22 protein-coding genes are annotated in these 22996 nt (G+C 62.4%); 14 read left to right on the top strand and 8 right to left on the bottom strand.

What is annotated here, in order from left to right:
• Positions 1-3: 3 nt before the first annotated feature.
• The 9 genes from ACWGS8_RS09970 (at position 4) to ACWGS8_RS09930 (ending at position 8350) form a co-directional block, all read left to right on the top strand.
• Complete coding sequence (locus tag ACWGS8_RS09970; RefSeq protein ID WP_454580752.1) at positions 4-501, top strand: hypothetical protein; 498 nt, start codon at positions 4-6, stop codon at positions 499-501.
• 162 nt (positions 502-663) lie between these two features.
• Positions 664-1209, top strand: coding sequence for an NADAR family protein (locus ACWGS8_RS09965; RefSeq protein ID WP_454580751.1), 546 nt, complete (start codon positions 664-666; stop codon positions 1207-1209).
• A 130-nt stretch (positions 1210-1339) separates the two neighbouring features.
• A complete protein-coding gene (locus tag ACWGS8_RS09960) occupies positions 1340-1792 on the top strand; it encodes an N-acetyltransferase family protein (protein ID WP_454580750.1) in 453 nt (150 codons plus the stop codon).
• Positions 1793-1961: 169 nt separating this feature from the next.
• Positions 1962-3131 (top strand): aminotransferase-like domain-containing protein, encoded by a 1170-nt coding sequence (locus ACWGS8_RS09955; RefSeq protein ID WP_454581259.1) that lies wholly within the window; start codon positions 1962-1964, stop codon positions 3129-3131.
• Between the two features lie 69 nt (positions 3132-3200).
• Positions 3201-3620: a VOC family protein gene (locus tag ACWGS8_RS09950; protein WP_454580749.1), complete on the top strand. Its 420-nt coding sequence runs from the start codon at positions 3201-3203 to the stop codon at positions 3618-3620.
• 211 nt (positions 3621-3831) lie between these two features.
• The gene (locus ACWGS8_RS09945) at positions 3832-4347 is read left to right on the top strand and encodes a hypothetical protein (RefSeq protein WP_454580748.1); all 516 of its coding nucleotides are present in this window, start codon (positions 3832-3834) and stop codon (positions 4345-4347) included.
• A gap of 101 nt (positions 4348-4448) precedes the next feature.
• Positions 4449-5066, top strand: a complete 618-nt coding sequence (locus tag ACWGS8_RS09940; protein ID WP_454580747.1) for a C39 family peptidase — start codon at positions 4449-4451, stop codon at positions 5064-5066.
• 15 nt (positions 5067-5081) lie between these two features.
• Positions 5082-6155 (top strand): D-alanine--D-alanine ligase family protein, encoded by a 1074-nt coding sequence (locus ACWGS8_RS09935; RefSeq protein WP_454580746.1) that lies wholly within the window; start codon positions 5082-5084, stop codon positions 6153-6155.
• A gap of 206 nt (positions 6156-6361) precedes the next feature.
• Positions 6362-8350 (top strand): AI-2E family transporter, encoded by a 1989-nt coding sequence (locus tag ACWGS8_RS09930; protein ID WP_454580745.1) that lies wholly within the window; start codon positions 6362-6364, stop codon positions 8348-8350.
• Between the two features lie 80 nt (positions 8351-8430).
• On the opposite strand, the gene ACWGS8_RS09925 is transcribed toward ACWGS8_RS09930, so the two are convergent.
• Entirely contained in the window at positions 8431-9309 is an 879-nt protein-coding gene (locus tag ACWGS8_RS09925) for an alpha/beta hydrolase (protein ID WP_454580744.1), read from the bottom strand.
• A gap of 268 nt (positions 9310-9577) precedes the next feature.
• Here ACWGS8_RS09925 and ACWGS8_RS09920 point away from each other — a divergent pair, with 268 nt between their 5' ends.
• The 3 genes from ACWGS8_RS09920 (at position 9578) to ACWGS8_RS09910 (ending at position 11501) form a co-directional block, all read left to right on the top strand.
• Positions 9578-10117 carry a TetR/AcrR family transcriptional regulator gene (locus ACWGS8_RS09920; RefSeq protein ID WP_454580743.1) on the top strand — a complete coding sequence of 180 codons (540 nt, stop codon included), beginning with the start codon at positions 9578-9580 and terminating at the stop codon, positions 10115-10117.
• A 156-nt stretch (positions 10118-10273) separates the two neighbouring features.
• Positions 10274-11170 (top strand): aminoglycoside phosphotransferase family protein, encoded by an 897-nt coding sequence (locus tag ACWGS8_RS09915; protein ID WP_454580742.1) that lies wholly within the window; start codon positions 10274-10276, stop codon positions 11168-11170.
• A 100-nt stretch (positions 11171-11270) separates the two neighbouring features.
• On the top strand, positions 11271-11501 hold the full coding sequence (locus tag ACWGS8_RS09910; RefSeq protein ID WP_454580741.1) for a hypothetical protein: 231 nt from the start codon (positions 11271-11273) through the stop codon (positions 11499-11501).
• Between the two features lie 248 nt (positions 11502-11749).
• Here the strand turns inward: ACWGS8_RS09910 and ACWGS8_RS09905 are convergent, their stop codons facing one another.
• The 5 genes from ACWGS8_RS09905 to ACWGS8_RS09885 form a co-directional block, all read right to left on the bottom strand.
• On the bottom strand, positions 11750-12535 hold the full coding sequence (locus tag ACWGS8_RS09905) for a DUF1236 domain-containing protein (RefSeq protein WP_454581258.1): 786 nt from the start codon (positions 12533-12535) through the stop codon (positions 11750-11752).
• Between the two features lie 287 nt (positions 12536-12822).
• On the bottom strand, positions 12823-15984 hold the full coding sequence (locus ACWGS8_RS09900) for a glycosyltransferase (RefSeq protein ID WP_454580740.1): 3162 nt from the start codon (positions 15982-15984) through the stop codon (positions 12823-12825).
• 117 nt (positions 15985-16101) lie between these two features.
• Positions 16102-18252 carry a caspase family protein gene (locus ACWGS8_RS09895; protein WP_454580739.1) on the bottom strand — a complete coding sequence of 717 codons (2151 nt, stop codon included), beginning with the start codon at positions 18250-18252 and terminating at the stop codon, positions 16102-16104.
• Between the two features lie 237 nt (positions 18253-18489).
• Positions 18490-19494: an aldo/keto reductase gene (locus tag ACWGS8_RS09890; protein WP_454580738.1), complete on the bottom strand. Its 1005-nt coding sequence runs from the start codon at positions 19492-19494 to the stop codon at positions 18490-18492.
• 183 nt (positions 19495-19677) lie between these two features.
• The gene (locus ACWGS8_RS09885; protein WP_454580737.1) at positions 19678-19983 is read right to left on the bottom strand and encodes a hypothetical protein; all 306 of its coding nucleotides are present in this window, start codon (positions 19981-19983) and stop codon (positions 19678-19680) included.
• 273 nt (positions 19984-20256) lie between these two features.
• Here ACWGS8_RS09885 and ACWGS8_RS09880 point away from each other — a divergent pair, with 273 nt between their 5' ends.
• Together ACWGS8_RS09880 and ACWGS8_RS09875 are read left to right on the top strand one after the other, a co-directional pair.
• Complete coding sequence (locus ACWGS8_RS09880) at positions 20257-20493, top strand: hypothetical protein (protein WP_454580736.1); 237 nt, start codon at positions 20257-20259, stop codon at positions 20491-20493.
• 79 nt (positions 20494-20572) lie between these two features.
• Complete coding sequence (locus ACWGS8_RS09875) at positions 20573-21757, top strand: sensor histidine kinase (RefSeq protein ID WP_454580735.1); 1185 nt, start codon at positions 20573-20575, stop codon at positions 21755-21757.
• Positions 21758-21834: 77 nt separating this feature from the next.
• On the opposite strand, the gene ACWGS8_RS09870 is transcribed toward ACWGS8_RS09875, so the two are convergent.
• Both ACWGS8_RS09870 and ACWGS8_RS09865 read right to left on the bottom strand, forming a co-directional pair.
• Positions 21835-22068: a DUF378 domain-containing protein gene (locus tag ACWGS8_RS09870; protein WP_454580734.1), complete on the bottom strand. Its 234-nt coding sequence runs from the start codon at positions 22066-22068 to the stop codon at positions 21835-21837.
• A 119-nt stretch (positions 22069-22187) separates the two neighbouring features.
• On the bottom strand, positions 22188-22433 hold the full coding sequence (locus tag ACWGS8_RS09865; protein ID WP_454580733.1) for a DUF982 domain-containing protein: 246 nt from the start codon (positions 22431-22433) through the stop codon (positions 22188-22190).
• Positions 22434-22996 lie beyond the last annotated feature (563 nt).

Below are 22996 nucleotides of genomic sequence, written 5' to 3'. Positions count from 1 at the left end.
ATCATGAAAGCGGGATATCTCGTCGTCGCTGGTGTCGTGGCCGCATTGCAGGCCGCGCAGCCGGCTTTTGCCGGGTCGTGCGGCGGCTGGAGCGCCAAGATGGAGGAAGACGAGGGCGGCAGCGTGCTGACCGCCTCGGTCTGCGGCGGACCAAAAGGCGATGCGCATCTGATGCTGGCCTGTTTCGACAAGCCGGTGCTGAGCTACGACCTCGGTGCCAGCGGCCAGCAGTTGGAGCCCGGCCTCAGCGGCGCGTTCGATTTCAAGGCCGACGGCAAGATCGTGACCAAGACGCTGCAGCTGGAGGCCATGTACAATTACTTCGTGGTGGATCTGGAGAAAGCTGATCCGCTGCTCGATCTGTTGCGGGGGAAGGGCGATGTGTCTGTCAGTTCGGCCAAGTATGGTTCGAACAGTTTTCCGCTGAAGGGTTCGAAGGGGGCCGTAGGCAAAGTGCTGGCGCAGTGCGGGAAGGCGAAGCCCGCCACTGATGCTGATTGAGGAGGCGCCGTGCTTCGCGCGCCGTCGATGAACATCGCCGACAGCGCCCGAGCACCGACGCCCGATGAGGGTGAGGCCAAGGCATAAGCTGATAGCTTGGTGCTGCCGGCACAGCAGGAACGGTATTGACAAGTCACCCGTCCGCTCTGTTCCGTCGCGCCCATGATTTACGATCGTTCCCAGCTCGAAGATGCCTTCCGGGCGAAGTCCCGGCTCAAATTCCTCTTCTTCTGGGGACATCAGCCCTCCAAGGATGGCAGCATCACTGCGTCCTGCTTCAGCCAGTGGTGGCCAGCCCCCTTTGTCCTGGCTGGGCGGAGCTATCCAACAACCGAACATTGGATGATGGCCGAGAAAGCGCGGCTGTTCGGCGATGGCGAGACGGCGGCGCAGATCCTGCAGGCGGGAAGCCCGAAGCAGGCGAAGCAGTTCGGCCGGCAGGTGCGCGGTTTTGACGAGGCCAGATGGGACGCCGAGAAACGGCGCATCGTGGGCGAGGGGAGTTTTGAAAAATTCCGGCAGAATGCCGCCCTGCGCGCATATCTGCTGTCGACCGGCGAGCAGATCCTGGTCGAGGCGAGCCCGATGGATCGTGTCTGGGGTATCGGACTGGCCGCCGATGACAAGAAAGCGGCGAACCCGCTGCTGTGGCGCGGGGACAACCTCCTGGGGTTTGCGCTGATGCAGGCGCGCGACCGGCTGCGTTGAGGATGGCCGAACAAGCTGCTCGGCTGTGTCGAGGCCGAAGAGCCGGTCTGACTTAGACGCAGGCGCGCATCGAAGTCTCGCATCTCCATACAATATTGCCGCCACCACCGCCGCGCGCTATCCCCGCACCATGATCACCTTCCGCAAGGCGCAAGCCTCCGACCTGCCTGATATCGTCGCGATGCTGGCCGACGATCCGCTGGGCGCCGCCCGTGAAGATGCCTCGTTGCCGCTGGCGCGGGGCTACCTCGATGCCTTCAACGCCATCGATGCCGATCCCAACCAGTTGCTGGTGGTGGCCATGGACGGGGCCGAGGTGATCGGCACGTTGCAGATCACCTTCCTTGCCGGGCTGTCGCGCAAGGGTGCGTGGCGCGGGCAGATCGAGGCGGTGCGGGTCGCCGGCCACCGGCGCTCGGGCGGCATCGGCCGGCTGATGCTCGAATGGGCGATCGAGCAGTGCCGGGCACGCGGCTGCGGCGTTGTGCAACTGACAACCGACAAGGGGCGGGCGGACGCGCACCGCTTCTATGAGAACCTTGGCTTCACCGCCAGCCATATTGGCTACAAGAAGAACCTTTAGGCGCTTCCGTTCCGCCCAGGCGGCGACTGGCGTATAGCGGAAGGCGTTCAGGCACTATTCAAATTGCCTGACAAAGCGGATATAGGTCAGCTACATTGACCTATATGAAAATCGTCTGGGGAGGCGTGACTTGACCCTTTTGAACCTGCTGGCTTCGCGCTCGTCGCGCATGAAGGCCTCCGAAATCCGCGAACTGTTGAAGCTGCTCGACCAGCCCGACATCATCTCCTTCGCCGGCGGCATTCCCGACCCGGCGCTGTTTCCGGCCGAGGCGATCCGCGCTGCCTATGCCGAGGTGCTGGGTGGCGCCGAGGCCGGGGCTGCGCTGCAGTACCAGGTGTCGGAAGGCTATCTGCCGCTGCGGCGCTGGATCGCCGGGCAGATGGGCAAGCTCGGCGTCGCCTGCGACGAGGGCAACATCTTCATCACCTCCGGCTCGCAGCAAGCGCTGGACTATCTCGGAAAACTGTTCCTGTCGCCGGGCGACGCCGCGCTGGTGACATGGCCGACCTATCTCGGCGCGCTGCAGGCCTTCAACGCCTATGAGCCGCGCTACGACCGGCTGCGGCCGGAAGGCGGCAACATGACGCCGGACGCCTATCGCGCCGCGGCCGCCGCCAATGGCGGCAAGGTCAAGTTCGCCTATCTGGTGCCCGACTTCGCCAACCCGACCGGCAACACGCTCGATCGAAAGCAGCGCGAAGCGGTGCTCGACCTCGCCGGCGAACTCGACATCGCCGTCATCGAGGACGCCGCCTATCGGGCGCTGCGTTATGATGGCGACGGCGTGCCGCCGATCCTGGCGCTCGACTGCGCGCGGTCCGGCGGCATCGACAAGGCGCGCACGCTCTATTGCGGCTCGTTCTCGAAAATCCTGTCGCCCGGCATGCGCGTCGGCTGGGTGTGCGCGCCGCGTCATGTGGTGGAAAAGCTGGTGCTGATGAAGCAGGCGTCCGACCTGCACAGCCCGTCGATCAACCAGCTGGTCATGCACCGCGTCGCCGAATCCGTGTTCGACGGCCAGGTCGACAAACTCATCGGCGCCTATCGCGAGCGCCGCGACGGCCTGCTGGGCGCGCTCGAAGCCAACATGCCTGAGGGCGTGGCCTGGAGCCGGCCGGAAGGCGGCATGTTCGTCTGGGCGACATTGCCGGAAGGGTCCGACGCCACCGAGCTTTTGGCGCGGTCGGTGAAGGAGGCGCGCGTCGCCTTCGTGCCCGGCAATGCTTTTTACGCCGACGGTACCGGACGCAACACGCTGCGGCTGTCCTTCACGCTGGCCGACCAGCGCGCGGTGACGGAGGGCATTCCACGGCTGGCGGCGCTGCTGAAGCAGTGACCCATCGGCGCGCGCATTGACGGCGCCGTTCGCAAACCTAGATTTGCAGCCTTGCAAGGAGGAATTTGCATGGAACTGCACCGCGGCCGGCTCATCGACCATCTCCAGCTGGTAGTGAGGGATCTCGCCGCCAGCCGGCGGTTCTACGAGGCGGTCTTGCAGGTGCTCGACGTGCCGATCGGCGGGACCGGTGAGGATTATTTCTGGTCCGACGAGCTGTTCATCTCCAGCGCCGACAGCCGGGCCGCGCAGGGAAAACTCACCGGCCGTCACCATCTGGCCTTCCAGGCCAGGGACCATGCGATGGTCGATGCCTTCTACAAGGCCGGGCTAGCGGCCGGCGGCACGGACAATGGCGCGCCGGGCGAGCGGCCCTATCATCCCGGCTATTACGCCGCCTTCCTGCTCGACCCGGACGGCAACAACATCGAGGCCGTCCATCACGGTGCGCACGCGCGCAGTGCCGCTTCGGTAAAGGTCACCTTCTAGGGACTTTCATGGAATTTCAGCCGCGGCCGCCGTCCGGCGGCATTTGCGCGCGTCCTGATCCAACGCGGATTGACGGCGTCCCTATAGTTGCCAGGTCGCTGACCCCGTTGCTAACCGTGCAAAGGCGGCCGGAATCGGCATTAAGGCAAGGTACTCCGTGAATTTCTGCCGGACTGAGACATCTTTTCCCCATCGTGGAGAAATATATTTCATGCAAAGATCGACGAAGGCAATCTGCGCTGCCACGCTTTTACTTATGGGAGGAGCCATTTCGCCGACAAGCATATTATCGGTTTCTTATATTTCATCGGCGCAGGCTCAGGAGGAATATCTTCCGACAGAGAAGGACTTTGTCGGCAAATGGAAGCTCAGCGGCTCGGCCATCCGGCCGCCGCGCGACATGACGGATGCGCCGACGCCGGAACAGGACGCGGCTGCCGCCGAGTTCATGCAGACGGTGACCACCTTCTACGGCGCGTTCGACTATCTGGAGATCACCGCGGACGGCCGCTACAATTTCCATCAGCCGGGTGACCCGGCGTCGGGCGCCTGCGTCTGGTGCGGAACCTGGTCCTTCAGCAAGAGCTCGCTATGGCTCAAGCTGGACACGGCGCCCAGGCTCGACATCTACGCCAAGGACGGCGACATCCAGATGACCTACACCGCCGAGCCCGACGAAAAGTCGAAATATGCCTGGCTGGTCTTCGGCTGGACGAAGGCCGAGTAGGCGCCACGCAACACGTCATTGAACTTCGACAGTCTTTAAACGGCTTTTCATCAATCTCTTATTCTCGCATACGAGATTGATGCGAGCCGCCCGGGAACCCTATGAGCCCATTGCCTGAAGCCGTGCCGTTTTTCAGCCAGTGGGAGACGCCTGACATGACGCTGGCCGTGCTCGCCGATGGCGCCAATGTGGCGCTCAGGCGCGATCCGCTGTGGCAAGGGTCGGGCGCGGAAACACCAGACGAATATGCGGTCTGGGCCGCCAACATCTGCGGTATGGCGTGCCTGAAGATGATCCTGGCGACCCGCGGCGAGATCGTGCCGACGATCGAGCTGGCGAGACGCTGCACTGGATATGGCGGCTATGTCGTCAGTGAGGGCTCGATCAAGGGGCTGATCTACGCGCCCTTCGTCACCTTCGTGAAGGCGGAGTTCGGCCTGGAGGCGCAAGTGATGACCAATGTCGCGACCTCGGACATTCCGTCGATCCTCGCCCGGTCACGCTTCTTCATCGCTTCGGTCAGCAGCGCGATCCGCTGGCCCGAGCGCGAGCCGCCGTGGAAGGGCGGCCATCTGGTGCTGGTCACTGCCGCGTCGGATGACGGTTTTCGCTTTCACAACCCATCCGGCCATACCAGCGCCACACAGGCAAACGCAGTGTTGGCGCCAGCCGATTTCGACCGTTTCTTTGCCAATCGCGGCATTGCCGTCGCCATTTGATTTCGAGGGATTTCAATGAAGGAAAAAACAAGGGTCGCCATCCTCTATGGCGGGCGTTCGGCCGAGCACGAGGTGTCGCGGCTGTCGGCCGCCAACGTGCTGAAGGCGATCGACCGGACGCGATACGAGGTGGTGCCGATCGCCATTTCCAGGGACGGCAGATGGCGGCTGCAGCCTTCGTCGCAAGCTGGCGCCGACGGGGCAGGGGCTTTGGTGTCGGAGGATGGCTTGGAGGTCGCCCTGCTGCCCGGCGGCAAGGGCCGGCTTGTGGCTCTCACCGAGAATGGCGAACAGCCTGACCCTGTCGATGTCGTCTTTCCCGTGCTGCATGGGCCGTTCGGCGAGGACGGTTCGGTGCAAGGCTATGCCGAGGTCGCCGACGTCGCCTATGTCGGCTGCGGCATCCTGGCTTCCGCCGCCGCCATGGACAAGGATGTCGCCAAGCGGCTGTTGCGCGAGGCAGGGCTTGCCGTTGCCCGCTCGGTTACCGTGCTAAGAGGCGAGGTCGGTTCGTTCCAGGAGATTGCCGGGGCGCTTGGGCTGCCTTTCTTCGCCAAGCCGGCGCGCCAGGGTTCGTCCTTCGGGGTGAGCAAGGTGCATGACAGGGATGGCTTCGAGCAGGCCGTCGAAACGGCTCTGCGCTATGACAGCAAGGCGCTGATCGAAGAGTTCGTCGACGGCCGCGAGATCGAGTGCTCGGTGCTGGAGCGGGCCGACGGTTCGCTGACGGTTTCGCTGCCGGGCGAGATCATTCCCGCCGGCAAGCATGGCTTCTACACTTATAAGGCCAAATATCTCGATGCCGACGGCGCGCTGGTCAAGGTGCCCGCCGATGTCCCGGCCGATGTCGCCGAAAGAGCGAAGGAGATGGCCGCGCGGGCCTTCCGGGCGCTCGGCTGCGAGGCCATGGCGCGCGTCGACTTCTTCCTGCGCGCCGACGGTTCGCTGCTGGTCAACGAGGTCAACACGCTGCCCGGCTTCACCGACATCTCCATGTACGCCCAGGCGCTGGCGGCGGCCGGCATTGCCTATAGCAAGGTGATCGACGTGCTGATCGAGCACGCGCTGGCAAGGCATGCGGCGCGGTGATCCGCCCTATGCAGCTTGAAGGTTGCCGCCGGCCCTGAAGCATGAATCCCGACGGGCGGACAAAATCACTTCTCTCCATTGCCTCGGGCCCGCCGGGAACATACTGACCCGGCCGGAATTGAAGGGTAACCAGTGGTCTGCCGGCCAAGGTTGCACGCCGGCTCAATATAGCGGACCATGGGCGGTGGCAGGGGGAGAGACATCAAGTGGCGGCCACTCGTCGAAACGGGACGGCGTCCGAGGCGCATGGGCTGGACGAGATTCTTTCGGCCGCCGCGCCCCGTCCGCGAACCGCGTTGCCCAATGTGGCGACCACCGTCACCACGGTGGCGGCGCTGTATTTCGGCCGTGAGGTGTTCCTGCCGATCGCGATCGCGCTGCTTTTGACCTTCGCGCTGGCGCCTTTGGTTTCGGCGCTCAAACGGGTCGGCATTCCCCGGATCGCCGCCGTCATCGCCAGTGTGCTGAGCGCCTTCGCCGCCCTTGCCCTGTTCAGCTTCGTTGTCGCCACGCAGGTCAGCGAATTGGCGCAGAACATTCCGGTCTACCAAACCAACATCCTTACCAAGATCCGCGCGCTCAAGGAAACCGGCGTCGGGGGCGGGATCATCGCCAGATTGAGCAGCGTGGTCGAGCGTGTCGGCCAGGAGATCGACAGGCAGGACGCCACGCTGCCGGCCGCAACGCCAGACAAGCCGCCGCGCGAGCCGGTGCCGGTCGAGATCGTTGCGCGCGAGAGGCCGCTCGAAGTCCTGCAGAACATCGTCGGTCCGCTGATAAGCCCGCTCGGGTCCGCAGGCCTGATCATCATCGTCGTCATCTTCATGCTGCTCGAGCGGGAGGATTTGCGCGACCGCTTCATCAGGCTTGTCGGCTATGGCGACCTTCACCGCACCACCGAGGCGCTTCAAGATGCAGCCAAGCGGGTGGGCCGCTACCTGCTCATGCAACTGGTCGTCAACATTCTCTACGCCATACCGATCGCGATCGGGCTGTGGGTCCTCGGCATTCCCAACGCGCTGCTGTGGGGGCTTCTGGCGCTGGCGCTGCGCTTCGTTCCCTATATCGGCCCGGCCATCGGCATGCTTTTGCCGCTCTTCCTGGCGCTGGCCGTCGCTCCCGGCTGGTCGCTCGTCCTGTGGACGGCGGCGCTGTTCGTGGTGATGGAACTGGTCACCGGCAATGTCGTCGAGCCCTGGCTCTACGGCTCGCGAACCGGACTGTCGCCGCTGGCGATCATCGTTGCGGCGATCTTCTGGACGTGGCTGTGGGGTCCGCTCGGGCTCGTCCTGTCGACGCCGCTCACCGTCTGCCTGGTCGTGCTGGGCAGGCACGTGCCGCAGTTTGAATTCCTCGACGTGCTGTTCGGCAACGAGCCGGTGCTGGAACCGCATGCGCGGCTCTACCAGCGGCTTCTGGCCGGCGACCCGGACGAAGCCACCGACCACGCAGAGGAGATGCTCGAGGAAAAATATCTGGTCGAATTCTACGACAAGGTGGCCATCCCGGCGCTTCTGCTGGGCGAGCGCGACCGTGTGCGCGGCGTCATGGGCGACCTGCAAAGGCGGCAGGTGGCGGCCAGCGCGCTCGCGCTGGTGGCCAATCTCGAAGACGATGCCAGGGAGGAAGCGGCCGAGGAGGACGCGCCGCACGGGGCTGAAGAGGCCGGCGAGCCCGGCGATGCCGCCGCCGAGGACGAGGCCGAGCTGCCCGACGGCAGTGGCCTGTCGGTGCTTTGTGCCGGCGGGCGCGGCGAACTCGACGATGCCGCCGCGGCGATGCTGGCGCAGGTCCTGGAGGTCCAGGGGGCGACCGTGTCGAAGGCTGACTTTGTCGACATGGAACCTGCCAGCATCCGCCGCCTCGAGCTCGAGGCCGTCGACACCGTGGTGGTCGGCTTCCTGAACCGCGATTCCGTCAAGCACGCCCGCTTCCTGGTTCGGCGGCTGAAGCGCGCGAAGGCGGCACTACGGGTGGGCATCGTGTTCTGGTCGGAGACCGGCAATGGGGACAAGCAAGCGGCGGCCAAGCTCGCCCAGGACATCAATGCGGATTTCGTTGCGCATGGCATGGGGGACGCCGTGACGGGTGCGCTGTCGAACGAGCCGCCGGTGGCGCTGAAGCTCGTCGCCAAACGGCGCGCACGGCGGCCGCGCGCGGCGCCAAGGAAGGCAGCGGCCGCGGCGGCGGGCTAGAGCAGTTCCAGGAAAAGTGTGAGCGGTATTCCCGTAGGGAATTGCGCCAAAACAAAGAGTTAGAGCGGACGACCTTCAGGCTACGCTTGACCGGCGGCCAAGCGCGCGGTGAGAAATGCTCCGATCGCGTCAAGCGCTTTGTCCGCTGCCGACAGGTGACCGACACCGGACAGAAAGCCGTGTGGCATGCCGTTCCAGATGTCGAGCGTGGCATCGACTTCCGCCGCGACGGCCTGCTCGGTGTAGCGCGTGGCATCATCAAGAAGCATCTCGTCGTCGCCGACATGCAGGCACATCGGAGGAAGGCCCGCCAAGCTCCCATATAATGGCGAAGCCAAGGGATCGGTCGGGTCGTGACCGGCAAGGTAGGAGCGGACCAGTTCAACAACCTGGACCCGCGTGAAGTATGGGTCGGCCGTCGCACGGCTCTGCCAGGACGCACCCGAGAGCGTCAGGTCTGTCACCGGCGACAAGACGACCGCTCCGACTGGTTTGAGGCTGTCGGAGCGGCCCGCAAGGATCGAGAGCAGCGACAGCGCGAGGTTGCCTCCCGCCGAGTCGCCGAGGATGACGATGCGCTGGGCGCCTGTTGCGACCAGGCCGTCATAAGCGGCTTCAACGTCGTCCAATCCGGCGGGAAAGGGATGTTCGGGGGCCAGCCGATAATCGGGAATGAAGGCTTCCGTGTTGGCCCGGGCGGCTATGTGCCCCACCAGATGGCGGAATGCTTCCGCCGTGCCCCAGTTGAACCAGCCGCCATGGCAGTGCAGGAGGGCCTGCCCAGCCGCGGCGTCGCCTGGTATGCACCACCAACCCGCGACGCCGCCCACGGTGTCGGATCGGTAGAAGACGTCCTCGGGCGCACTGACCTTGCTTATGATGGCGTCGAAGATGCCGCGAGCGCCGACGCCCTGCATTCGACCCTTATTGGGCATGGCGAGGCCGCGCAGCGCCGCCATGGCGGCAGCATCCTCGCTGGTGAGCGGGTGGGTTGTGACCCGCGGTCCGGACCGAGCCGGGTCTTGTATCGATGCCGATTTCATGACTGCTCTCCGCAAGTTGACAGCGACGATCTAATTTAATTAACGAAACGTATCGTAATCGTAAATCGATGTCAATTGCCTTTACGTGCCGTTCTGTTAATTTTGGTTCATGTCCAAGATTCCCGTTTCAACACCCCGCTCGGGTCGGCCACGGAGCGAGGCCGCCGAAGCCCACACGGCGATCATGGATGCCGTCTACGAGCTGTTGCAGGAGACCTCGGCTCGCGACCTGACCATGGAAGCCATCGCCAAGCGCGCCGGCGTTGGCAAACCCACACTCTACAAATGGTGGTCGAACAAGGCCGCACTGATCATGGCGATGTTCCAGGAGCGCGTCTCGGGTAGACTGGATGCGGTTGAAGCCGTGACGGCGGAGGAAGTCCTTCGTGTCAGGGTGCGGGTCCTGATCGGTGAGTTCAACGGCCTGTTTGGCAAGTTCTTTGCGGACCTGATTGCAGAGGGCCAAAACGATCCTGCGGTCCTGCGAGAACTCTATGACAAGCACATTGCCGAAAGGCGCGCATCGGCGGCGGCGGATGTCGAACGCGGGAAGGCAATGGGCGAGTTTTCAAACGACACAGATGCCACCTTGCTGATCGATGCTCTCTTTGGCCCGATCTATCTCCGCCTCATGCTGAAGTTCGCTCCGCTCACGGAAGAATATGGCGACGAGCTTGTCGATCAGGTCTTGCGTGGGGTGCGGCCGAAAGATGCGACTGCTTGATGACGCAGGGCGCGGAAGGCAAGTACGAAGCTGGCGCCAGCGGTCGACGGTGCGAAAGTGGAGGCAACGAAGCGGCCGGCAAAGGCGCTTATAACGGCTTTGCGCCTCATCCCGGTCGTCGGCGCCGGCGGATCATGCCCGGCAGGACGAGAACTGATGATGCATGACGATCAGGTGGATATCGACATCGATATCGCCGGCCAGATGATCCGCGATCAGTTTCCCCAATATCGCCATGAGGACATCACCTCGATTGGATCGTCGGGAACCGTCAACGCGATCTTCCGCATTGGCTCAAAGACCGCTGCGCGGTTCCCGCTGCGGGCGATGAAGCCGGCCGATTGCGCCGACATGCTTCGGTCGGAGGCCGCTGCCTTGGTCGAGATTGGACAACATTGCCTGTTTCCGACGCCGCAACCGATTGGGTTCGGCGAACCCGGTCCTCGATACCCAATGCCATGGGCATTGCAGACGTGGATCGAAGGCGAGGTTGCCACGCCGCTCGGGCTAAGCGGATCGACGATTTTCGCCCACGACCTTGCACACCTCGTGGCATCGTTGCGCCAGGCGGACACACGGGGCAGGCGCTTCGACGGGCAAGGACGTGGTGGACATCTCCCCGATCATGACGATTGGATGGCCGTCTGCTTTGAAAACAGCGAGGGCCTGCTGGATGTGGCTCGACTGCGCGATTTGTGGGCTCGGTTGCGGGAGCTGCCCTCCGCTGGGCCTGTCGTGATGAGCCACAAGGACCTTATTCCAGCAAACCTTCTCGTGCAGGGCGAGCGTCTTGTCGGCGTGCTTGATTGCGGCAGTTTCGGGCCAGCCGACCCGTCGCTGGATCTGGTGGTCGCGTGGCATCTGCTGGACCACGAGCGAAGGGCGATCTTTCGGCGCGGCCTTCAGGTCGAGGACCTCTTATGGAAGCGCAGTGCTGCCTGGGCATTCCAGCAGGCCATGGGTCTCGTCTGGTATTACCGCCGCACCAACCCCGCCATGAGCGCGCTGGGGCGCAGCACGCTGTCTCGCATTCTCGACGATCCTGACATCTGAACCCTGATTGCCGGCGGCGAGCTACAGGGTCTGTCGGAACATTACGCTCCACCAATGCGTTTCACGATCCAGCAAGGGACATTTTTGTTGGAGGCTGAACATGCGCAGCTTCGAATTGATCGATCTGCTTTGCGTGGTCGAGGCCTGCAGGCACGATCGAGTGGTCGGAAATTTTGTCTCGATGGCTGAAGGCGTGGAAGAGTTGCGGGTGCTGACCGGCGATTTCGTGTCACCCGACGATGTGGTGGCAAACGCTCTCTCCACGGTAGCGCTTGCACGGGGCTGCTCAGTCTTGTTCGATGAACAGGCAGGGGCTGAAATTCAGCTTTAATGTCCTGATGGCTAAATCTCCATGACGCGGAAAGCCGTCCTGGGTCCGTTCGCCCGGTTGATCTAGAGCGTTTCACCGTTTCATGGAAACGGCAAAACGCTCTAACTCTTTGTTTTGACGCAATTCCCAAGGGAAAGCGCTGCGCGCTTTTCCCGGGAAAACCGCTCACACTGTTCCGGGAATTGCTCTAGCGGTAGGTTTCATAAAAACGCCCGCCACCTGGATGTGGCGGGCGTGATGGCCACAAGTCAGGTCAGGATAACGACGATCTTGAACGTATCCGGATCGACGATGACGATCCGACCGTCGGCCAATACGAAATAGTCGTAGCTTTCGTACGCCGGTACGATCTTGACAATACGCTTGGGCAGATGATGCAACCGGATCTTGTGCCGGGGAACCTCGATGCCGACCGCAATGTCGAAATCGACGTTGGACACCGGCTCGACCCGGGTCTCCTTGATGACCTGGGTGATCTGGGTTTTCTGTTCGACGGTCACATTGCTGATGGAAGCAGTCGACCCCTGATCAGTCTGCGTCGAGGTCTTGCCCTGAGCCTGCTGGTCCGTCTGGACCTTGGCCTTACCCTGGGCCTGCTGATCGGTGGTCGCATTTGGCTTGCCCTGGGCCTGCTGGTCCGTCTGGACCTTGGCCTTACCCTGGGCCTGATCGGTGGTCGCATTTGGCTTGCCCTGGGCCTGCTGGTTCGTCTGGACCTTGGCCTTGCCCTGGGCCTGATCGGTGGTCGCATTTGACTTGCCCTGGGCCTGGTCCGTCTCGACCTTGGCCTTGCCCTGAGCCTGCTCGTCGGTCTTGAGTTTCGGCTTGCCCTGGGCCTGTTGGTCCGTCTGGACCTTCGCCTTGCCTTGGGCCTGCTCGCCCATCTTCATCTTCGAGCCTTTTTGACAGTTGGCCGCGCCGGAGGCGCAATTGGCGTCACCGCCCGGCTGGGTTTCAGCCGGCTGTGTCTGGGCAATCGCGGCACCGCATCCGATGCCGAGCGCGAGCATGCTGGTGATCAAAATATGCTTCATGGGAGGTCTCCTCGAAAGCATCAGTCCCTTCGCGGGGTAAACCTCAACGAAAAAACTTCGTTCCAGGCGAATTGGCAAAATCGACAGGCGGAAATCTCAGGGAAAAGGCGGGGGACAATCACATCAGGGATGCTCTCGATGAGTTCGCGGCTTCGCGAAAAGCCGACACCTTTGCGTCGGTGGATTTGTAGAGTGTCAAGGCAAGAGTGCCGAATGCATGTACGTCCGCAACGTTTCCACTACCGAGAAGCGGGCCGAGGTGTTGCATGGAACAGTTCCGCCATACGTCAGCTATCCTGGGTGATGTCCCGGTCAGTTCGGACAATCCTGGCATGGTCTTCGATATAGTTCGCGATGACGTCGGCGCCGTTGGTCCAGGGGACCGCCTCGCAGCGCGCCGCCATTCCTTCGCGCTCGGAGGGGTCGAGCAGCTGTTCAATGAAGCGGTCAACATGTGGAAGGTCATGGTCGCGCCGCATCAGGAGGCCAAAACCGCCAAGCTCTGCCCAGCGAGCGCGGTTGAGCTGCAGGTCCATCTCATCGCTCTCGTTGGGCACGAACAAGGTCGGCACCGCGCCAAGGATGTTTTCATGAAACGTATTGTAGCCAGGCGCGACCACCGCGGCGTCGAATGCGCGGCTGTAGCGGAAACTCGGGAACAGCTCGATGATGCGATGCCTCGGACCGACCGGCTCGTCTGACTCGAAATCGGCGCGGATCGGCGAGCGGATGTCCAGCACCAGCGTATCGGGACGGTCAAGCAGGGCTTTGAGAGTGCCGTTGCGGACGCCGCGCATGTCGAAATTGCTGCCAGAGCCGAGTTGCAGGGCGACGACGGTCATGCCATCGGGTATTTCGAGGAAGTTGCGCGCGGCGGCTGTGTCCAGGCGCTGATCTGGCTCCAGCAACAACACCGGCGGAACCAACAGAACCTTGTCGCGCACTTCCAAGGTTGGGCCGTGATCGAATTCATCGGCAAGTTCGCCAGGCTCTATCACAGCGTCGAAAGCGCCCGCCATCTCAAGGAACGGGCGGTGCGATTCCCGCCACATCGGTCGACGTACCCAGATCGACAACAGGTTGGGGTCCATGGCAAGGGCTGCGACGACACCGTCGAAGACAGCCGTGGCGTCATAGGCAAATACCGCGGGACGCAGGTGACTGATCAGGTCGAACAGTTCTTCGGCAAGCACGTCGTTCCAGTCCTCGGGCGCGGCATCGATGGCGCGGTGATGGGTCAGGAAGTGAGCGTGATACCCCTCGTCGGTTGCAATTTTCATGGCATAGGACATTGTCGCAAAAACGGGCTTGAGCCCTGGCGGCAGTCGCTGGGCGACAGCCAGCTGCTGCGCGAGATGCCCCATTCCGATGCCGTTGGACGATGCAAACAGCACCTGACGTATCGGCAAAGGCTGAATCATCGACGCTCGCACGGCCGCCGCATCCCGTGGTCTGGAAATGTTGAACAGCCTCTCAAGGCGTTGCGGGAAGAGCTCGGCAGAATGGTGCCGGGCAACGAACTCCCTGGCCAAGGCCGATTGCTGCGCGTAGGCCTCCACGTCGGTGATGAACTTGCCGATGACGTGCTCAACATCTCTCGGCGCCGCATAGACTGCTGCGTCACCGAACAATGGCTGGAAGTGCGCGGGGAGAATCGTGACGAGACCTACCGCGAGCGCTTCGAGGATCGTGCGGCCAAAAGCTTCCGACCAGGAATCGCTATGGTAGTAGACGTAGAAATCGAGCCCTTGGAGAAACCCGGGAATGCCGGTCCATGCAAAGGGCAGTATTTCCCAGTTGGCCGGCAGCGGACCATAGAGTTCCTGGAGGAAGGAACCGCCGCCCAGGATCCTGATGCTGTAGCGGGCTGCGTCGGCAGGATAGACGCGCAGCGCGTCGGCGGCCCTGCTCGGCCATTTCAGTTTATCCGGGCGGGCATGGCGGCCGATGACGACCGGATTGTGCGGCGGACCGTCAGGCCTGCGAGGCCAGTCGTCGAGATCGATCAGATTGGTCCAGTTTTCAGGCAGGAGTTCCGCGCCCGCAGGCAAACGACGGGGCAAGGCATCCCGAACGACGGCACTGACGGGGGCGAGCCAAACCTTGACGCCATACGCCCAATGGCAATTGCTTACGATGCGCGCCAGGTCGTACTGCGGCTTGCCCCGCCGGTCGACCATGGGATGATGGAGAACCATGACCATGCGTTCGGTCCGGATGCCGGTCCGCCTGGTGAAGCGGTTGGACATTATCGCCGGATGGTGCACCAGGACGAGGCCGGCATCGACCTTGGTGTCTGGGTCGATCCGTTCTGTCGCGCCGCCATCTACCAGTGCCCGCAAGTCCGGATGCATCGGGTAGGGGTGACGCAGCAATGGTCCCTTCACGGCCAGCAAGCCGGTCTTGAAACCCGCACGGGCGGCCGCTCGGATTTCCACGGCGAGCGCCGTGGAGGTGCCGCCTTCGAAGCGGACATCGGCGACAAACAGAATGTCCAGCCTCATGATTTGGGCACGTTCGGCACTTTGCGGGCGGATGCCGCCGGTGCCAAGGAAACTGTCGATATTCGTGCCGTAAGTCAGAACACGGCGGGGGCGCCATTTTGCAAGAAGCAGCCGCCAGCGCTCCCGCAAATAAGCCTGCCAGGGCATGTCTGCCGCGTGCAGCCGCTGCTCCGTCAACGGAGGCAGATACTCGAAGATCACGCCGTGACGGCGGAATATCGTGAAGTCCGGATTGTCGGTCAGATAGATGAGCCGATCGCGCTTTCCGGGAAGCTTGCGCTTGGTCGTAACAATGATTTCTTCGAGAAAATCAGGATTTACGCCTAAAATTGTAACAATAATTGTTGAGACGTCTTCTTTTGATTTGTACGTATAGATACTTCCGGGGTCCCCAACTCCCGGATTTTGCTCATCCTTTCGAAGGAAAAGTTCCTTCAGCTTTCTCATCTGAATGGCGCTCACATGAGGGATGCGGGAATCTACCAATGGCGATTTGTGCGTGTCAAACGTTGAAGTCGACGCGCCGCGTCGTGTGATGCCGTCACACTGTCCTTGAGCTGGTCGGTGCAGCCTATGCAGGCGTGGCGAGAAAGCCCGCAACGCCGGCACACTCCGGTTACATGCCTTCGCCAAACTCTGCCGGCAGTCCGTCAGTGGCCAGGGCTGGTGCATTCGCCCGCCTTGCCCTTGACTGTAGGGCAGTAGGCGTATTTTCTTGTTACGGCGTGACGTTGAAAGTCCTGATGCGATGCCGCGGCCGTTTTTGGCCGAGGCTGGAGCGACGCAAATGGCAAGATTGCTGCTGGCAAAGATGGCTTCGGCCGCCGCCTTGGTTTCGACCTCTGTCATACTGAGCGGATGCGGGACGATTGCAGGAAGGCCCATCATTTGCGATTTCGGCTTTTCGCCGAAGGATGGACGGTGCGCCAAGGTCACCAAAGTCACCAAGATCACCAAGGTAAGCACGCCTCGACGCGACAAATCGAGCCCGAGGCACGGCAATTCTCACTATTGATCTGTTCGGCCCCAACGATCGGGACCGTCTTTGGTCTCTATCGCGCGTTACGGACCGTTCTGTTTGATGTACAGTTCAACTTCGCCGTCTATTTCCTTTCGAGTTGCGGGGTCTATTTTCCCGGCTATCTCAGCCTTTGCCTGTTCTCCCTGATCGGCCCGAAGCCTCGCGGCGAGCGAGGCGTCGAAGTAGGCTCGTCGCAGGTCAGGCTTGCCCCCGGCAAATACACCGTCGCGATGCCCCCATGCGAGACGGACGTAGGCGTACTCATTTCCCCGGTTTGCGGAAAGCTCAAGAAGGGTCAGGGCGCGGCGAGGATCGGCAGGCAGCTTGCGGTCGCCCTTCAGATATAGCTGTGACATAAAATAGGGTGCGTACCTGTTGCCCATGTCGTTTGCGCGCTGCAACAGTTCGAGTCCTCGCGGTACGTCCTTTTTCACGCCTTCGCCCGCGAGATACGCCTGTCCCAGGTTTGCCATCGCATCGATCTGGCCGGTATCGGCTGCTGCTGAATACAAGGAGGCCGCCTGGACGTAGTCTTGCTTGACGCCAGTGCCGAGGCGGTACGCGTCACCAAGCGCGGTGATCGCATTCGCCCAGCCACTCGATGCGGCCAAGCGATACCAAAGAACGCCTTCCTCCGGCAGCTTTGGCACGCCTTGGCCGGCAATATAGGCGGAGCCGATGTCGGTCCTGGCTCTGAGATTGCCAAGCGCGGCCGCCCGAACGTAAAAGTCGAACGCGCGGCCGTAGTCGATCTCGCGCCCCATGCCGACGCGTGCCATGTAGCCCATGTTGATGAGCGCGGCGCTGTATTGCTGATTGCCGGCCAATTCGTAGAAATGCTCGGCCCAGCTATAGCGCCGGGCAATTTCCAGAACACGGCCGAACTGGAACTGCAGGCGCGGGTTGTTGATGTCGGCCGCCAGTGCAAAAGCGCAAGCGCGCAACGCGTCCCGAACGTTGACGAGCCCGTTGGTGACACCGGGCACCGCGCGCTGTGGGTCGTTGGGATCGGCGGCGTAGAGATCGCAATCCGTGACCATCGTCCGCATGCCGCGCTGCGTGTCGGGCAGGTTGCTCGGCCAAATACGAAAGGTCTCGCTGACGGCGCGCTCGCCGGCCTGCTGGAACACGAACTCCTCGCTCAAGGCCTTGCCACCCGCCTCGACCGGCGCCGCGGCCGCGATCGAGCTAGAGACCAGATTGCCGTTGACATAGAGCCCGCGCTTGGTCAACGCAGCCACCTTGAAGCGGCTCTTCTCCGTCGCCTCGGCCGCGTAGCGGCTATTCGGAAAGACCTTCACAAAGCGCTCGAAGTCCTCCGGATTCTGGCTGTCGCTGATGAAGGACCATAACACCTCATCGATGGTCAGGCCGCCATTCGCTTCGGCAGCGTGCTCGGCTTGCGCAACCTGCTTGCCGGCGTCACCCTGCCGAAAGACGAATTTCGTTTCGATCGAGCCGGTGATCCAGGGAATTTGGGAGCCGGCTGTCGCCTGGCGAACGTCGCCCCGCACCGTGCGGAACGTGTCGTACACATCGAGATTGGGCATGAGCAGGGCGTTGGCGAGCGCCGACGAATAGGGGCTGTTGATGCCCGTCCCGTCATAGGCGACCTCACCGGCGCTGGTGGCAAAGGCGACCAGCACCTGGCCGCTGCCGGCCTCCGTGTAGGCGAGGCCTTGCTGCAACCCCTTCTCCTTGGCCACCGGATTGTTGCGGCAGGCATCGAGGATGAAGACTTTCACGCCGACCGGATCGTTCTTCACGATGTCGATCAGATCGTTGAGCCTCATGGCGTCGGCCGCGACGTCCTTGGCCGACGAGATCCGCGTATCGACGGGGAGCAGCAGGTTCTGGCCGTTATACTGCAGGGCGTGGCCGGCGTAATAGAAGACCGCCATGTCGGCGCCTATGAGATGCGCGCGTATCGCATCGTTCAGGTCTTTCTCCGCCGATTTCTTGATATCGTAAAAGAGCAGGACGTCGAATTTGAGCTCGGTCAAGGTATTGGCGATGAGCTTGGCGTCGTTGCGGGGATTGGTCAGAGGGGCAAACGGATATTCGCTGTTGCCGACGACAATGGCCGCGCGCCGCTCGGCGTGGGCCTGGGCGAGCCAAAGCGCGCTGAACGCGGCCAGGAACGCGAGCAGGAGCCCTTGCCTCAAATAGCTGGAAAAGCTCTTCCGCAACATGCCTTCACCGCCATTTTCAAGAGGGAAGCATCCTGCTGATCATAACCCAAACAACGGCAAAATTCCAACGACCGCAGGCGCTGCGCATCGTCGGAACCTTATCTACAGCGAGGGCTTCAGATCGCGCGGGAAAAACGGATCGGCGCTGATGCCGGCGAGGGGGCCGCGCCGACATGTTTCGGTATTCGGAATTGTGTTGGACGATCGACAGCACGCGCCCTGATCGGGGCCCCAAGGCTACCGATCGACCATCGCCATCCCACGCTCGCCATAACGCGGGCCGGAGATTTTTCCTGGCGCCAGCGCCTCGTCCAGCGCGGCCATTTCGGCGGCGTCGAGTTTCAGCGAGGCGGCGGCGATGTTCTCCTCCAGATATTGTCTGCGTTTGGTGCCGGGGATCGGCACGATATCGACAGCGAAATCGCTGCCTTTGCCGAGCAGCCAGGCCAGCGCGATCTGGCCGGGCTTGACGCCGCGGGCAGCCGCGATGTCGCGCACGTTGCTCGCCGCCTCGACATTGGCGTCGTAATTCTCGCCCCGGTAGCGCGGGTCGTTGCGGCGGAAATCGCCTTCGGGATAGTCCTCGGCGCGCTTGACGTCGCCGGTGAGGAAACCACGGCCGAGCGGCGCGAACGGCACCAGGCCGATGCCGAGTTCTCCGAGCAGCGGGATGATCTCCGGCTCCAGATTGCGCTCCCACAGGGAGTATTCGCTCTGCAGCGCCGAGACGGGAAAGACGGCATGCGCCCGGCGGATGTTGGCGCTACCTGCCTCCGAGAGGCCGAAAAAGCGCACCTTGCCTTCGGCGACCAGTTTGCCGACCGCGCCGGCGACATCCTCCATCGGCACACCGGGGTCGACGCGATGCTGGTAGAGCAGGTCGATATGGTCGGTGGCGAGCCGGCCGAGCGAGGCTTCCACAACCTCGCGGATATGCTCGGGCCGGCTATCGACGCCGCCGATCTGCTTGCCGTTTTCGATGCGGAAGCCGAATTTGGTGGCGATCGTCACTTGGTCGCGCTTGCCCTTTAGCGCCCGGCCGAGCAATGCCTCGTTGGTGTGCGGGCCATAGACCTCGGCGGTATCGAGGAAGGTGCAGCCAAGTTCGATGGCGCGATGCAGCGTGGCGATGGATTCGGCCTCGTCGGCCGGACCGTAGGACTGGCTCATGCCCATGCAGCCGAGACCGATGGCCGAGACTTTCAATCCCTGGCTGCCGAGTTTTCGTGTGGTGAGGGTCATGGCTGCGCTGCTCCGGTTGGGGGTTGCAGCACCATATAGAGCGTGCGCTCAGTTGCCATAGGTGTCTCGCGCCGCCTCAACCGACTGTGATCAAGGGCGCCGGCCAGGCTCACGCCGGAGCCATGCGTCAGTCCACATGTTGGAAGCGACGCCGCGCCCACATGGCGCTGCGTCGGAGCGACATCACTGGATCGAGGCCGGCTGCGACAGAATGACGGGCCTGATCGCTGGTTCCTCACCCTCGACAATGCCGTTTCCGGACAGCGCCAACCCGTTGACCAAGGTGTCGAATTCGATTGGCGCGCCAAGCAGTTGGGCCGCCCGCAAAACCAGGTATTCAATATCCTCGAGGGCGACGTTCTCGGCCAGATTCAGGACTCTGACCTGCTCGGCCGTCGTCGTGATGTTGACGATGCCTGCCGTCTTGAACGCCTTCTCGACCGCTGAATTGACGTCGCCGCGCAGGCGCATGGAGTATTCGTGCCGCATCGAAACCTCCCAAAGGGAACGGTTTTCTGTTCAGGCTAAAGCATGCGCCCGGAGCGTCGGACTGGCAAGTGAAATTTTCGGAATATCCAAATAAAATCAGTTAGTTAGGATAGTTACAGAAATGTGCATCAGGCGTTCGATGGGTATCATGAGTTTGATGTGTTGAGGGCCCATTGGCTGGTCTTGACGTGTAATGAGCGTCACCATACTTATAAGCTGAATGAGCTAAATACTAACTCACGGTATTTTTAGTCCTGAGGGAGGAGGGCGCACGTGGCTGAACTGGAACGCCCGGAACGTCTGCAGATCATGCTCACCACGGACGAGTTGGCGGCGCTGGAAAACTGGCGTTTCGAAAGGCGCATGCCAAGCCGCTCGGCAGCGGTCAGGGAACTGCTGCGGCGCGGTCTTTCCTCGGACGGGTTCCTGATGGCCGAGCAGGGGATCAAGTCGCAGGAGTTCGGTGTCCTACCCGACGACGACAAGACCAGCGATAGGCCTTCGGAGTGAAGCCGGCTCCATCGGTGACGCGCCCCATATGCGAATTGCGCGCGGGGGAGATTGCCTTGATCGGCTTTCGCGCTACCTCATGCCAATGAGCGAAATGGTGGCGACGACGGCGGACATCGCAACAAACAACCAAAAACAGAACGCGACCGCCGACGCACGCCTCGCGGCCATCGTCGATTCTTCTTTCGATGCCATCATCAGCAAGGATTTGAGCAGCATCATCACGAGCTGGAACCTGGCGGCCGAACGCATGTTCGGCTACACCGCCGAGGAAGCCATCGGCCAGTCGATCCTCATGCTCATCCCCGATCACCTCAAGAGCGAGGAGACCGAGATCATCAGCAGGATTCGCAGTGGCCACCGCGTGGCGAGTTATGAGACGACGCGAAGGCGCAAGGACGGCGCGCTCATCTCCGTCTCGCTGACGATTTCGCCGATCAAGAACGCCAATGGCGAGATCGTCGGCGCCTCCAAGATCGCCCGTGACATTTCCGCCGCAAAGGAGAGTGAGCGCCGGATCAGGCTGCTGATGCGGGAGGTCAACCATCGCGTCAAGAACCAGTTCGCCGTCATCCTGTCGATGGTCAGGGAGACAAGCAAGCGCTCGAGCGACCCACAGGAGTTCGAGGAACTGATCCGCGCCCGCATCATGGCGTTGTCGCGTTCGCATGATCTGCTCGTCACCTCGGAGTGGGCCGGCGCCAGCCTGTTCGACCTGATCCAGGAACATCTGAAGCCTTTCGGCCGCGAGGAGCAGATCCTGCTCTCCGGCCCGGTCCTGACGTTGCAGTCGAATGCGGTGCAGAATCTCGGCATGGCTTTCCACGAGCTCGGCACGAACTCGTCCAAATATGGCGCGCTGGGCAGCGAAGACGGTAAGGTCGAGATCACCTGGACAATCGGTTCAAGCGCCCAGGGCTCCGGCGCCCAGGACTTGGGCGCTAAGGACTTGGGCGCTAAGGACTTGGGCACCAAGGACTTGGGCACCAAGAACGCCGGCGCATCGGGCGGGCGCGACTTCCAGCTGCTGTGGACCGAGACCTCCAAGCCCCGTGGGGACGACAGGCGAGACGAGAGCACGCGCAAGGGATTCGGCACCGTTGTCCTGCAGCGGGTGGCGCCGCAGTCGCTGGGCGGGTCGGCTCAACTGGAGCGCTCGCCCGGTCGTCTCAGCTGGCGCCTCAGCGCGCCGCTGGCATCGATCATCGTGCCGCAAGCCGGCGTCGAACCCGACGACGGCGCAGCGCCGGGCTTCGGCATCTGAACGCCCCGTTTGCCCCATCAGGATTGGCGTCGTGCCCAACCGGGGCGGCGGGTTTTTCCGCCGCCCCGGCTTGCCGGTCACCGGTGATGGGGGAGATGCCTTTCGGCATCGACTTCCCCAATGGTGAAGCTCTGGAAGCCCGGCATGAGCTGCCATATGGCTGCAAGCTCTATGATCAGATAGGCCAGGCGGGCCAGCATGGCGCCCCCAAGGACCGTGCCGATTACGTCATAGCCGGTCACACCCATGGACAGCCAGTTGAGACCGCCAAGGATGATGAGGGCGAGCGTGACGAGGTTCATGATGCGCATAAACGCCTCCTGATGTTGCCTGACAAAAAGACGTCCGCAAAAAAACGCTTGCCGTTTCAAACGGTTCCGTCGATCACGAAATTGTGAATGAGGGTTGCGGTCCGTGAATGCGGCGCGGCCTACTCGACCAGTATATGCGCCTCGCGCGCGGCCTCGATCAAAGCCTCCCTGGCGATATCGGGAGACACATCGCCGCTTGTCGCGCGGCGGCAGGCGCGCAGCGCGGACTGATGTTTCGGGCTGCCGGCGTCGCGCCAGTGTGTCGTCAACAATTCGATGGCCTGCTGTGTATTGGACAGGTGACGGGTGGCGCCGGCCACACCGACCGAAACCACCACGGGCCTGGAGAACCATGCAGTTTGCATTGCAACCTCGACAAAGTTGCTGGCGAAAAACGCGCATGCCGGCGCAAAGTTTCACCGGTTCCAATCACTGTCGCGTGAGGCTGGGCGTCGGCCAAGAACGCATCGTCCCTGGCCGCGCCAGCAGCGCTAGCCAGAGGGTGCCCTTAGCGACCACGATCGCTGCATCTTCGAAAGTTCGCTCGGAGATATGCACGAGGCACGAGACCTGAAGGTCCCGAGGGCTTCCTGTCGATAGCGAGACCTGTTCCTCGATACGCGGCACTGTCTGGAAAATGGCGTCGTTAGCGCATTGGAAAGCACGCGTGGTAACTGTTGATTCAACCATTGCTGGTATTTTGAATGGGTGTGGTAGCGGCTCCGGCAGTGCAACGGGGGCCGGGTTGCCGGAGCCGCCTACGCGGTCCGGTTGGGGTCTGACCGCGCTGTTCCAAAATAGGACAGCGCGGTCAACGATTCGTTAAAATCCAAGATAGCTAATTAAGTTTGCGCTAATCGAACGGCGATGTTCCAGCGATGGGAACGGCATTCGATGGAAGATGAATCACGGGTCGACGGAACATTAG

It is taken from the genome of Mesorhizobium sp. 43Arga, from assembly GCF_053714255.1.
Note: the sequence above shows the minus strand (reverse complement) of the source record. Positions and strands in the feature narration are given on the sequence as shown.